This is a genomic window from Oryzihumus leptocrescens (genome assembly GCF_006716205.1).
GTDB classification, from domain to species: Bacteria; Actinomycetota; Actinomycetes; order Actinomycetales; family Dermatophilaceae; genus Oryzihumus; species Oryzihumus leptocrescens.
The window spans coordinates 809,088-820,863 of the sequence record NZ_VFOQ01000001.1; the positions used below are offsets into that span (position 1 = coordinate 809,088).

At 72.1% G+C, this 11,776-nt stretch carries 13 protein-coding genes; 11 read left to right on the forward strand and 2 right to left on the reverse strand.

The genetic code is table 11. The annotated features are described in order from the left end of the window. Nucleotides 1-126 precede the first annotated feature (126 nt). The 10 genes from FB474_RS03820 (at nucleotide 127) to FB474_RS03865 (ending at nucleotide 9,000) form a co-directional block, all read left to right on the forward strand. A complete protein-coding gene (locus FB474_RS03820; protein WP_141787445.1) occupies nucleotides 127-303 on the forward strand; it encodes a Flp family type IVb pilin in 177 nt (58 codons plus the stop codon). Nucleotides 304-538: 235 nt separating this feature from the next. Beyond that, nucleotides 539-718, forward strand: coding sequence for a Flp family type IVb pilin (locus FB474_RS03825; protein ID WP_141787446.1), 180 nt, complete (start codon nucleotides 539-541; stop codon nucleotides 716-718). A gap of 28 nt (nucleotides 719-746) precedes the next feature. Beyond that, on the forward strand, nucleotides 747-938 hold the full coding sequence (locus tag FB474_RS03830) for a Flp family type IVb pilin (RefSeq protein ID WP_141787447.1): 192 nt from the start codon (nucleotides 747-749) through the stop codon (nucleotides 936-938). Nucleotides 939-952: 14 nt separating this feature from the next. Further along, nucleotides 953-1,399 (forward strand): TadE family protein, encoded by a 447-nt coding sequence (locus tag FB474_RS03835; RefSeq protein WP_246092033.1) that lies wholly within the window; start codon nucleotides 953-955, stop codon nucleotides 1,397-1,399. Continuing rightward, nucleotides 1,396-2,700, forward strand: coding sequence for a pilus assembly protein TadG-related protein (locus tag FB474_RS03840; RefSeq protein ID WP_185746022.1), 1,305 nt, complete (start codon nucleotides 1,396-1,398; stop codon nucleotides 2,698-2,700). The genes FB474_RS03835 and FB474_RS03840 overlap by 4 nt, the downstream gene beginning before the upstream one ends. A gap of 10 nt (nucleotides 2,701-2,710) precedes the next feature. Then, entirely contained in the window at nucleotides 2,711-3,457 is a 747-nt protein-coding gene (gene cpaB, locus FB474_RS03845; protein ID WP_141787449.1) for a Flp pilus assembly protein CpaB, read from the forward strand. 12 nt (nucleotides 3,458-3,469) lie between these two features. After that, nucleotides 3,470-4,693, forward strand: a complete 1,224-nt coding sequence (locus tag FB474_RS03850; protein WP_141787450.1) for a CpaE/TadZ family protein — start codon at nucleotides 3,470-3,472, stop codon at nucleotides 4,691-4,693. After that, on the forward strand, nucleotides 4,690-6,063 hold the full coding sequence (locus FB474_RS03855; protein ID WP_141787451.1) for a TadA family conjugal transfer-associated ATPase: 1,374 nt from the start codon (nucleotides 4,690-4,692) through the stop codon (nucleotides 6,061-6,063). Before FB474_RS03850 ends, FB474_RS03855 begins: the two co-directional genes overlap by 4 nt. After that, on the forward strand, nucleotides 6,060-8,072 hold the full coding sequence (locus tag FB474_RS03860; RefSeq protein WP_141787452.1) for a type II secretion system F family protein: 2,013 nt from the start codon (nucleotides 6,060-6,062) through the stop codon (nucleotides 8,070-8,072). Before FB474_RS03855 ends, FB474_RS03860 begins: the two co-directional genes overlap by 4 nt. 1 nt (nucleotide 8,073) lies before the next feature. After that, nucleotides 8,074-9,000 (forward strand): type II secretion system F family protein, encoded by a 927-nt coding sequence (locus FB474_RS03865; protein WP_141787453.1) that lies wholly within the window; start codon nucleotides 8,074-8,076, stop codon nucleotides 8,998-9,000. 18 nt (nucleotides 9,001-9,018) lie between these two features. On the opposite strand, the gene FB474_RS03870 is transcribed toward FB474_RS03865, so the two are convergent. After that, entirely contained in the window at nucleotides 9,019-9,663 is a 645-nt protein-coding gene (locus tag FB474_RS03870; protein WP_141787454.1) for a response regulator transcription factor, read from the reverse strand. Continuing rightward, the gene (locus FB474_RS03875; RefSeq protein ID WP_141787455.1) at nucleotides 9,660-10,688 is read right to left on the reverse strand and encodes a sensor histidine kinase; all 1,029 of its coding nucleotides are present in this window, start codon (nucleotides 10,686-10,688) and stop codon (nucleotides 9,660-9,662) included. The genes FB474_RS03870 and FB474_RS03875 overlap by 4 nt, the downstream gene beginning before the upstream one ends. A 262-nt stretch (nucleotides 10,689-10,950) precedes the next feature. Between FB474_RS03875 and FB474_RS03880 the strand changes: the two genes are divergently transcribed. Beyond that, complete coding sequence (locus FB474_RS03880) at nucleotides 10,951-11,730, forward strand: ComF family protein (RefSeq protein WP_185746023.1); 780 nt, start codon at nucleotides 10,951-10,953, stop codon at nucleotides 11,728-11,730. Nucleotides 11,731-11,776 lie beyond the last annotated feature (46 nt).

The following is an 11,776-nucleotide window of genomic DNA, read 5'->3' on the forward strand; positions in this document are numbered from 1 at the left end:
GAGGGCGTGCTTGGCCGTTCGACGCAGGAGTCGGGCGGACTGGGGGATGCCGCTGTCTGACTGCCACCAGCACCGTGGAGCGCGGTGCGAGTGGCACCGTCAACCGTTCACACATGGGGAGCAACCATGAGCATCAAGACCATCGCCCGCCTGCAGCACCTGACCCGGACCCGCGAGGAGGGCGCGACCGCTGTCGAGTACGGCCTCATGGTCGCGCTGATCGCCATCGTCATCATCGCGGCTGTCACGTTGCTGGGCCACAACCTCAGCACGATGTTCAACTCCGTCGCCGGCTCGGTCTGACCGACGCACGACCTCCGACGAAGCGGCGGCACCTGCGGGTGCCGCCGCTTCGTCGTGTACGGCCGGCCGCAGCCGGCTCGGGCCTCGGCATCCCCCGAACGGGTGAGTCGAGGACCACCGCTTCGGCGCCGGCAACGGCCGGATCAGTCGATTCGGGCGCGGCCGGCCCGGGGACAGGCTTGGTCGTGTTCCGGGGCCCCACCCGGACAACCCAAAGCCCTGGAAGGGGACTGCAATGTCTCGTCTCGTCAAGTTCCAGCTCAAGGCCACCGACGTCCTGCGCGGTGAGCGTGGCGCCACCGCCGTCGAGTACGGCCTGATGGTCGCGCTGATCGCCATCGTCATCATCGCTGCGGTGACCCTGCTCGGCCAGAACCTCAGCACGATGTTCCACTCGGTCGCGACCTCGGTCTGACCCTGTCGACGCCGTGCCCACGATGGTCATGACACGACCCTGGGACCACCTCCGCGGTCGGCTCGAGCGCCTGGCTCGGGCTGACCGCGGGGCCACGGCCGCCGAGTACGCGCTCATCGCCAGCCTGATCGCCGTCGTCATCGTCACGGCGGTCGCGCTCTTCGGACAGGCCGTCCTCGGCCTGTTCATCAGCTTCAACGCCACCTCCGTCTTCGGCTGAGCAAGGGGGTCATCGTGACCACACTGCGTCACTCATTCCGGGCCGGTGGCCGCGGCGCCCACCGCCGCGACCGGGGGGCCGCGGCGGTGGAGATGGCCCTCATCCTCCCGGTGCTGCTCTTCGTCCTGATGGGCCTGATCGACTTCGGTCGGGCCTACAACACCCAGATCCAGCTCAGCCAGGCCGCGAGAGAAGGCGCGCGGTTTGAGGCGCTGGGCTTCGACAACGGCACGGTCGACACGCACGTGAACGCAGCCGCGAGCTCCATCAGCCCCACGGTCGACTGGGCGCACTCAACCACGTGTCCGGCTGCCGGCGGCAGCGCGGTCATCAAGGTGGAGGCCCACTTCCAGTGGATCACGGGCATCAGCGCACTCTCGCACTTCTTCGGGCCCGGGACCTTCCCGACGCCCAGCGGAGACAAGATCACCTCAGAGGGAGTCATGCGATGCCTCGGTTGAGCATTCTGGGCCTGGCGCGTGCCGTGCGCGGCCACGTTCACGGCCGTCTGCGAGGGCGGGACGCGGGCGCGGTCGCGACGCTCGTGGCCATCATGCTGGGCACGGGAGTCATCCTCGGCTGCGCGGCCCTGACCATCGACACCGGTTCGCTGCTGTGGGAGCGCCGCCAGCTGCAGAACGGCGCCGACGCAGCGTCCCTGTCCGCGGCCAAGAGCTGCGCCGACCTGATCACTTCCTGCCCCACCCTGGTCGCCGCCGGCTCACCGCTGGCGAATCTCGCCGGCGCCAACGCCAGCGACAACGCCACCTCCATCGAGAACATCTGCTACAGCCCTGCGGCTATCGCGGCGAACTCGACGCTCGCGGCGTACACGTGCCCCGCTTCCGGATCCCCGAGCCAGCTCGTCAACTGCCCGCCGGTGGCGGCGAGCCTGACCGCGGCCAACTATGTCGAGGTCCGGACCAAGACGCTGACGTCCGGGGGCTCCTCGATCCTGCCGCCCTACCTGGCCCAGACCCTCGCAGGGGGCGGATACAGCGGCGAGACGGTCAAGGCGTGCGCCCGCGCGGCCTGGGGCCCGCCCACGAGCATGGCGATCACGGTGCCCATCACCCTGTCGGACTGTGAGTGGGAGAACGCCACCCTGGGCACCCCGCACGCAGCCACGCCGACCTATGCGCCCGACCCGGTTGGCGCATGGCCGGGTTACGGCGGCGCGGCCCAGCCCGCATGGCCAGCGGCGGCCACCACCCCACCGGTGGCTGGCAATGAGGTGGTCATCATGCTTCAGGACCCCAGTTCGCCTCAGCTGTGCACCAACTGGGCCGGTCATGACGTTGCGGGTGGCTTCGGTTACCTCAATTCCACCAGCTGCTCACCGAATGTCAGCGCCACCAACTGGAACAAGGTCGACCCTGGCAGCGGCTGGGCCAGCCTGGGCTGTGACCTGGGGCCGTACTGGAAGAGAGTCATCTACCTTCCGGTGTTCGACTGCGTGGTTCACCAGAACCCGATGCCCGGCCCGGTGCCGCCCTGGCCGGCGAACTGCTACGACAGCCCCGGCGGCGGGAACCACTGGTACCACATCGAGGGCTTCGCCAAGTTCTACCTCAGCGGGTACAAGCTCAGCGGCGCCCCCGCCGAGACCCGGGCCACGCCCACGACGGGCTCGGCTCCGTGCACCGGCCCTCAAAGGTGCCTTTCCGGGTGGTTCCTCGACGGACCGCTCCTGGGCAGCCTCGGCGGCCCGCCTCCACCCGGTCCGCCACTCGGGCCGTACGTCGTCCAAGTCGCAGGTTAAGGAGTCAGTCATGGGTCGTCGAGTTCTTGCGGTGCTCGCCGCAGTCGTGGTCGCACTGGTCGGCGTGGTGGCGGTGCTCCTCTACGCCAAGGGCGCGGACTCCCGCGCCGTGGCCGGCCAGAAACCGGTCGACGTGTACGTCGCCCAGCAGGTGGTGCCGGCCGGCACCACGGCGGGTGACGCCGTCGCCAACGGGCTGATGGCCCGCACCCAGGTGGCCGCCAAGGCCGTCCCTGCCGGAGCCCTCACCGCGGTCGACGACAAGACGTCAAAGCTGCTGGCGCTCAACGACATCGCGCCCGGTGAGCTCGTCCTGTCGAGCCGGTTCGGCACGACGCCGCTCGGGCAGAAGGCCCTGCAGGTGCCGGACGGTCAGGTCGCCGTCGCCGTGCAGCTGTCGGACCCCGCGCGCGTCGGGACGTTCGTGACCCCCGGGTCGCACATCGTCATCTACGACACCTACGGCTCGTCCGGCGGCAACGGCAGCGCGAAGCAGACCCAGGTGCTGCTCGACGACGTGCTCGTCATCGCGATGGGGTCTTCGTCCCTGACTCCGGTGCAGGGCCAGTCCCAGCAGACCCAGGCCCAGCAGTCCGGCACGCCCACGGCCCTGGTCACGGTGGCCCTGGCCCCCGACACCGCGGTCAAGCTCGTGCACGGCATCCAGACCGGCGAGCTCTACCTGGGCCTGCGCGGCACCGACGCCAAGGTGCAGGGCACCAAGGCCGTCACCGACACCACGCTCTTCGCCAAGTGACGAGGACCCACCATGACGCTCCTCTGGGACCAGGACCCCAACAGTCCTGACACCTACCGATACGCGCTCGGCACCGTCGATCGCCTCGACACCGCCCCCCTGGTGCTGCGAGCCCTGGCCGCCGCACCGCAGGAGCTGCTCGTGGTGGTCGGCCCCGAGGTGGACCTGCAGGCGGTGTGCGACCTCGCGCAGCAGATCCGGGTCGACCGCCCCGAGGTCGGGGTGATCATGCTCCGCCGCCGGCTCGACGTCACGGTGATGGGGCAGGCACTGCGCTCAGGCGTCCGCGAGGTCGTCCCCGCCGACGACCAGAACGCCCTGGCCGACACCTGCCGGCGCAACCTCGAGCTGTCGCAGCGGCTTAGGGGCGCCACCGGCGGCCCGGTGCACGAGGGACGGGTGGTCACCGTCTTCTCGGCCAAGGGCGGGGTCGGCAAGACGACGTTCTCGACCAACCTGGGCGCCTACCTGGCCTCCACGGGGGTCCGGGTGCTGCTCATCGACCTCGACCTCGGCTTCGGCGACGTGGCGATCAGCCTGCAGCTGATTCACGAACGGTCGATGAGTGACGTGGTGGCGATGTCCGGCGCGCTGGACGAGCAGGGCCTGGCCTCCGTCGTCACCCGGCACGAGAGCGGCCTGGATGCCCTGTGCGCCCCCAGCGAGCCCGGCGACGTGGACCGGATCTCCGGTGCCACCGTCAGCGAGGTGATCCGGGTCGCCCGCCGGATGTACGACGTCGTGCTCATCGACACGCCACCGGCGTTCACCGAGCACGTCCTCGTGGGCTTCGACGCCAGCGACCTGCTGGTGCTCATCGCCACGCTGGACATCCCGGCGCTGAAGAACCTGCGCGTCACCCTCGACACGCTCGACCTGCTGGGCAACCCCCGCGACTCGCGGGTGGTGGTGCTCAACCGCTCCGACGCCAAGGTCGGGCTCACCCACGACGACGTGGTCCGGACCATCAAGCAGCCGATCGCGGTGAGCGTGCCGAGCAGCCACAGCGTGCCGGCGTCGGTCAACCGCGGCGTCCCGATCGTCCTCAACGAGCCCAAGCACCCGGTCAGCGTCGCGATCCGCACGCTGGTGGACCGGCACGTCCGGCCGCTGGTCAACCGCGAGCCGGAGCTGGCGACCGCGGGGTCGCGCCCCACCGGGGCCGGCGACGCGCCACCCAACCCACCGCGCACACGCCGTGAGATGCGGTTCCTGCACCGAGGAGGCAAGCGATGAGCCTGGCCGATCGACTCGACAACGTCCGCCGCGGTCCGGGGAACCAGCCCGGCCACGAGGCCGTCACCGCGCTCCCGCTCGCCAAGCACCGCTCCCGGGACCCGTGGGCCGGCGTGAAGGCCAGTGTCCACCAGGCGCTGCTGGAGTCGCTGGGCCCGCAGCTCTACGACCCGCACCTGGAGCACTCCGACCTCGAGCAGCGGGTGCGCCACACCCTGCAGGCCGTCCTGGACGCCGAGCAGACGCCACTGTCGTCGGCCGACCGCACCCGGATCGCCCAGGAGGTCACCGACGAGATCCTCGGCCACGGGCCGCTGGAGCCGTTGCTGCGCGACGGCGAGATCACCGAGATCATGGTCAACGGCCCGGACAGCATCTACGTCGAGCGGGCCGGCCGGATCTACCCGGTGGAGGCCACCTTCACCAGCGACGCGCACCTGCGCCGGACCATCGACAAGATCGTCGGCAGGGTCGGGCGCCGGGTGGACGAGTCCAGCCCGATGGTCGACGCCCGCCTGGCCGACGGTTCCCGCGTCAACGCGGTGATCCCGCCGATCGCGCTGGACGGCAGCCTGCTGACCATCCGCAAGTTCTCGGCGGACCCGTTCACCGACCGCGACCTCATCGCCTTCGGGACCATGACCCCGCAGGTGCGCGACTTCCTCGAGGCCTGCGTGCGCGGCCGGCGCAACATCGTCATCAGCGGCGGCACCGGCTCGGGCAAGACCACGCTGCTCAACGTGATCTCCAGCTTCATCCCGGAGGACGAGCGGATCATCACCATCGAGGACGCGGCCGAGCTGCAGCTGCACCAGGACCACGTGCTGCGCCTGGAGTCCCGCCCGTCCAACATCGAGGGCCGGGGCTCGATCCCGATCCGCGAGCTGGTCAAGAACGCCCTGCGCATGCGTCCCGACCGCATCGTCGTCGGCGAGGTCCGTGACGGCGCCGCGCTGGACATGCTCCAGGCGATGAACACCGGCCACGACGGGTCGATCACCACCGTCCACGCCAACAGCCCCCGCGACAGCCTCTCGCGCCTGGAGACCATGGTGCTCATGGCCGGCGTCGACCTTCCGGTCCGGGCGATCCGCGACCAGGTGGCCAGCGCGGTCGACCTCATCGTCCAGCAGGCCCGGCTCAAGGACGGCACCCGTCGCGTGGTGGCCATCACCGAGGTCGAGGGCATGGAGTCCGACGTCATCACCCTCCAGGACCTGTTCGTCTTCGACTACTCCGCGGGCCGCGACGAGCAGGGCCGCTTCCGCGGGACCCTGCGCAGCACCGGGCTGCGTCCCAAGTTCACCGAGCACCTGCGAGATCTCGGGGTGGAGCTCAACCCGGCGATGTTCGTGCGGGGTGCGGGATGATCGCGCTCCGGCGGCGAGGCTGGCCGCACCGGCTGCCGGCCTCCGGCGCGCGGGCGCTGATCGCCTCCGCCATCACCGTGCTGGCCTCGTTCGGCACCGGCGGGGTGGCCATGGCGGCCATCGCGCCGGCACCGGTCTCGCTCACCGACATCACCGTCCACGGTGGCTCCCTGACCGCGCTCCTCACGGTGCGCGCCTCGGGGACGCCGGTCAGCCTCCCCGCTGGGTCGGTGACCGCGACGGTGGGCAACGCCGACGCTCCGGTCACCCTCCAACCGGTCACCGCCGGCCGCCGGGCGACCACCCTGCTGGTCGACACCAGCGGCTCGATGGGGGCTTCCGGCATGGCGACCGTGGCCCAGGCGGTCAACGCCTTCCTCGCCTCCGCGCCCCCTGACGTCCTCGTCGGGCTGGTCTCCTTCTCCGACCGGCCGCACGCGCTGGTGGCGCCGACCACCGACCGTGGCGCGGTGCGCCGGGCCGTCGCGTCCCTGAAGTCAAGTGGCGAGACCACGCTGTACGACGGCATCTTCACCGCCATCGCCCAGCTCGGCACCATCGGCGACCGCAGCTTCGTCCTGCTCAGCGACGGCGGGGACACCCGCAGCCGGCACACGCTCTCCCAGGCCGCCGAGGCGCTCACCTCGTCCGGGGTCCGCGCCGAAGTCGTGGGCTTCAAGACCGACGAGAGCCAGGACTCGGTCCTCACCGGCCTGGCGCAGGCCGGGAACGGCAGCGTCGCCTCCGCGACCAACCCCACCGCCGTGGACTCGGCCTTCACCGCCGCGGCCCGGGCGCTCAGCTCCCAGGTCCGGGTGCAGCTGGCGATCCCGAAGGGGCTGTCCGGGCGGCAGCAGGTCACGGTGACCGCCCACAGCGGCAACCACTACTGGATGGCCGGCAGGACGGTCGACCTCGGAGCGGCCACCGCGGTCGACACCGCTCCGTCCTCGGCTCCGGCGACCCCCGCCGCCGCGCCCGTCGCACCGGCCGCACCCCGGGCAGCCTTCTCCCTGCTCGGTATGCCGTGGCAGCTCGCAGCCGCGCTCGCCGCGGTGTTCCTCGGCGTGGTCGGCCTGGTCCTTGCCCTGGTCTCTCCGATGCTCAAGTCGGCCCGGACCAAGCGGGTCGACTCGATCGAGCACTACGTCAACGGCACGACGCCGGCGGCGCAAGGCGTCCCGGTCTCACCGAGCCAGCTCAGCAACACCCTCGTGGAGCTCGGCGAGAAGGTCATGGAGGGCCGCGAGTCGACCTCGCGGACCATGGCGCTGCTCGAGCGGGCCGACCTGCCCTGGCGCGCGGGGGAGTGGGCGGTCCTGCGGGTGGTGGCTGTCGTCGTCGGCATTGCCGGCGGGCTGCTCCTGCTGCACGCGAGCACCGGCCAGATGGTCTTCGGCGTCCTGGCCGGCGTGGTCGCCGGCCTGCTGCTCCCCTCGTTCATCCTGCGGTTCGCCGCACGGCGGCGGGTCAAGCAGTTCGAGGCGCAGCTGCCCGACGTGCTCAACCTCGTGGCCAGCAGCCTGTCGACCGGGTTCTCGCTGCTTCAGGCACTCGACGCCGTGGCGCGGGACGCCGCCCAGCCGGCCGCCAAGGAGTTCTCCCGGGCGCTGGCCGAGACCCGGATCGGCGCCGACGTCGACGAGAGCCTGGAGCGGATGGCCGAACGGATGGACAGCGAGAACCTGCGCTGGACCGGCATGGCGATCCGCATCCAGCGTCAGGTCGGTGGCAACCTCGCGGAGACGCTGCGCACCACGGCGGGAACCCTGCGCGAGCGCGAGTCGCTGCGACGCCAGGTGAGGGCGCTGTCCGCGGAGGGGAAGCTGTCGGCGTACATCCTCATCGCCCTGCCGATCGGCCTGTTCCTCTACATGAACCTGGTCAACCACGACTACGTCTCGCTCCTGTGGACCAACCTCATCGGGATCGGGATGCTCGTGGCGGCCGGGGTGTCCCTGGTGTTGGGCATCTTCTGGATGCGCAAGGTTGTCGACGTGGAGGTCTGACATGAGCTCACAGGTGTTCCTCTACGTCGGGCTGCTGGCGGTGGGCCTGTCCATCGCGGTGCTCGTCATGGCCTTCGCCTTCGACGCCGGCGCCCCCACCGGGGTGGCGCGCAGCCTCAGCCTCATCGAGCACGGCGTCAACCGGGCCGAGGTGGGCAAGCACGAGCTGCCGGCCACCGAGCGGCTGGTCAAGCCGCTGCTCGACGGCAGCCGCGGGCTGGCCGTCCGGCTCTCGCCGGCGGGCACCCACGACCGGCTCCAGCACCTGCTGGACCTGGCCGGCAACCCGGGCACGTGGACGGTCGAGCGCCTGCTCGGTCTCAAGGGTGCGGGCATGATCGGCGGCGCCGTCGTGGTGCTGCTGTTCGCCCACCTCAGCCTCGGTGGCCTGGTGCTGGCGCTCGTGGCCTCGGCGGTCGGGTTCTTCCTGCCCGACCTGCTCGTCTACAACACGGCGCTCAAGCGGCAGAACATCCTGCGCCGCGGGCTCGCCGACGCCCTCGACATGCTCACCGTCTGTGTCGAGGCCGGTCAGGGCTTCGACGCGGCGCTGCTCCAGGTGGCCAAGTCCACCCATGGCCCGGTCGCCGGGGAGTTCGCCCGGGTGCTGCAGGAGATCCAGATCGGCAAGTCCCGCGGCGAGGCGTTCTCCGCGATGGCCGCCCGGACCAAGGTGACCGAGGTCCGCACATTTGTCACCGCGCTGGTCCAGGCCGACCGCCTGGGCCTGCCGGTGGCCGGCGTGCTGCGCGAGCAGTCCGTGCAGATGCGGCTGGTGCGCCGTCAGCGGGCGGAGGAGAAGGCCCAGAAGATCCCGGTCAAGATCCTCTTCCCGATGCTGCTGTGCATCTTCCCGGCGCTGTTCATCGTCATCATCGGCCCGGGTGTCATCCGGATCGTGCAGACGTTCGGGCAGATGGGCCACTGACCCCGACGGGCGGCGGGGTCAGCGCTGGCGGTCCGGTTCGGCCTTGACGAGGCCGAGCCGGACCGCGGCCATGATGGCCCCGGCCCGGTTGTGGGCACCCAGCTTGTCGTAGAGCTTGGTGACGTGGGTCTTGACCGTCGACTCGCTCATGAACAGCTCGCGGGAGACCTCGGCGACCGACGCGCCGTCGACCAGCCGCTCCAGCACCTCGGTCTCGCGCGGCGTCAGCCTGGGCACGGTGGTGTTGGCCTGTCGCCGCAGCGCGGCAGCCAGGCCGTTCGCGGTGAAGGAGTCCGGAGCGGTGGCGGCGCGGCGGACCGCGTCGACGACCTCGGTGGAGGAGGCGCTCTTGAGCACCAGGGCGGTGGCGCCGGCGTCCAGCGCCTCGAGCAGGGTGTCGTCGTCGTTGTGCATGGTCAGCACGACGATGCCCAGGCGGGGGTAGGCCGCGCGGGCGGCCCGCACCAGGCCCAGCCCGCTGCCGTCGGGAAGCGAGACGTCGACCAGCATGACGTCTGGCTGCTTGGCACCGAGCAGGGAGCGGGCGTCACCGACGGAGGAGGCCTCGCCGACGACCGCGAGGTCGGGCTCGGCCTGGATCACCCGGGACACGCCTTCGCGCACGAGGGTGTGGTCATCGATCACCACGACGTTGATGCTCATGATCGCAGCGGGATCCTTTCCGACCGTCGACGGTCCGTGGTCCCGGAGTCAGCCGGGCTCATCTCGAGGGTGAGCTCGACCCCTGGCCGGGACGCGTCCCCGATGAATACCACGGCGCCGAGCTGGACGAGGGGATGTCCGGAGAAGTCCCGGGAGGGAAGCGAGCTCTCGCCGTCGTGAGTGAACCGCAGCCGCACCCGGGGCGCGCCCACCTTCAGGGCCAGCTCCAGCCGGGTGGCGCCACGGGCGTGCCGGGCGTCGGCGAGCAGGTCGAGCACGAACCGGAACAGCTGGTCCTGCACCGCGGGGGGCAGGGCCAGCCCGTCGTCGTCGACGTCGACCTGGACCTCCAGCCCGGTGATCTCGGCGAACTGCTCGAGCCGGCCGCGCAGTGCGGGGGCCAGGCCGCCGTCGGGGTCCACGGACGCCTGCAGGTCCGCCATCTTCAGCCGCAGGTCGGCGAGGATGCGGCTCAGCTCGTCGCGGGCCTCGTTCAGCGGCGCGGCCAGCGCCGGGTCGGAGCGGTCCACCTGGCGGCGGGTGAAGTCGATGCGGTAGCCCAGTGCCACGAGCTCCTGGGCCAGGCCGTCGTGCAGCTCCTGGGCCAGGCGGACGCGCTCGTCGTGCGCCTCCCGCTCGGCGAGCGCGGCGACCTCCAGCGCATGGGCCAGCGCCGGGGTGAGGCGTTGGGTGGCCCCGGCGACGAACGCGAGGTCGGCGACGTCGAACGGCACCGCCGCGTCGCGGTCGGCCACGAGCACGGCGCACCGACCCTCGTCGCCCTCGAGCGGCACCACGACCATCGACCGGGAGCCCGCGGGGGTCGCCCAGGTGCCGGTCGTGGCGGTCGCACCGCGCCACACCTGGCCCAGGGGTGAGTCGTCGGTGCGGGGGTCCGGCCACGGCGCCTGCTCGGCCCCGACGAGGGCGAGGACGACCGCGGGGGCGTCACCGGTCCCGGCCAGCAGCGCGAGGCGGCTCCCGGGCAGGTGCTCGGCGACCTCGTCGAGGAGGTGCTCGGCCACGGAGGCAGGGCCTTCGGGCGGCTGCGCCTGGGCATGGGGGACGCCGGGTGCGCTCATGGGTTCTGGCACGTCCTCAGTCACCCCCGGAGTAGGCACCGCGGCAGTCTGCTTCCGGTCTCATGGTGACGCGTGGACCCGCTCCGTGTCCGGCCAATGGTCGATCCGCCCCGATTTCCCCATGCCCCCAGAGCCCCCTCCCTGTCGTCCACAGGCTCCACCCGCGGGCTGGTCACCGCAACCGTGGCACCGCAGGATGCCGCACATGCGGTATGCCGTGCGGCCGGGTCCGGCGCTGCCCCTCCTGCGGTCGGCCCTCGGCGCCCTCGCCGAGCTGGCGCTGCCGCGCGCCTGCGGGGGGTGCGCCCGACCCGGTGCCGCCTGGTGTGCGACGTGCGCGGCCGAGGTCGCCGGCGCCGTGCACCCCGCGGGTGCCGGGGCGTGGGTGCCGACCCCGTGCCCGCCCGGCATGCCACCGGCGTGGGCCGCGGCGCCCTATGACGGTGCACTGCGGGCGGCGCTCGTGGCCTGGAAGGACGCCGACCGCCGCGACCTGGGGCAGGTCCTCGTGCCGGTTCTCGCGGGGGCAGTCGCTCGCGCCGTCGTCGCCGACCCGGTCACCCGCGCGGTGCTCGCAGCCGGCAACGGCCCGGTGCTCGCCGTGCCGGTGCCCTCCTCAGCCGCGAGCGTGCGCCGCCGCGGGGACGCCCCGCTGCAGCAGCTGGTCAGGCGGGCCTGCGCGGGGCTCGACCCCACCGGCGAGGCGCTCCTGCCCGCGCCCGCGCTGGCGCTTCGGCGCCGGGTGGCCGACCAGGCCGGGCTGGGGCACCGCGCCCGGGCGGCCAACCTGGAGCACGCGATGACGGTGCGCGGTCGCTGGCGGCCGGTGGTCGCGGGGGCGACCTGCCTGGTGCTCGACGACGTCCTGACGACCGGCGCGACCCTGCTCGAGGCCGCCCGCGCGCTGCGCGCCGGCGGCGCCGCCCACGTGGCCGTGGTGACGGTCGCGGCCACCCGGCGGCACGGCATACCGGGGCGGGCGTGACCCCCGGGACCCCTCTGGCACAAGGGGTCCGGGGGCGGACCAACTC

Excerpts from the sequence above, each read along its gene's own strand:
- FB474_RS03825 (WP_141787446.1), top strand. The coding sequence starts at position 539 with ATGTCTCGTCTCGTCAAGTTCCAGCTCAAGGCCACCGACGTCCTGCGC.
- FB474_RS03860 (WP_141787452.1), top strand. The coding sequence starts at position 6,060 with ATGATCGCGCTCCGGCGGCGAGGCTGGCCGCACCGGCTGCCGGCCTCC.
- FB474_RS03855 (WP_141787451.1), top strand. The coding sequence starts at position 4,690 with ATGAGCCTGGCCGATCGACTCGACAACGTCCGCCGCGGTCCGGGGAAC.
- FB474_RS03865 (WP_141787453.1), top strand. The coding sequence starts at position 8,074 with ATGAGCTCACAGGTGTTCCTCTACGTCGGGCTGCTGGCGGTGGGCCTG.
- FB474_RS03820 (WP_141787445.1), top strand. The coding sequence starts at position 127 with ATGAGCATCAAGACCATCGCCCGCCTGCAGCACCTGACCCGGACCCGC.
- FB474_RS03880 (WP_185746023.1), top strand. The coding sequence starts at position 10,951 with ATGCGGTATGCCGTGCGGCCGGGTCCGGCGCTGCCCCTCCTGCGGTCG.
- FB474_RS03850 (WP_141787450.1), top strand. The coding sequence starts at position 3,470 with ATGACGCTCCTCTGGGACCAGGACCCCAACAGTCCTGACACCTACCGA.
- FB474_RS03830 (WP_141787447.1), top strand. The coding sequence starts at position 747 with ATGACACGACCCTGGGACCACCTCCGCGGTCGGCTCGAGCGCCTGGCT.
- FB474_RS03870 (WP_141787454.1), bottom strand. The coding sequence starts at position 9,663 with ATGAGCATCAACGTCGTGGTGATCGATGACCACACCCTCGTGCGCGAA.
- cpaB (WP_141787449.1), top strand. The coding sequence starts at position 2,711 with ATGGGTCGTCGAGTTCTTGCGGTGCTCGCCGCAGTCGTGGTCGCACTG.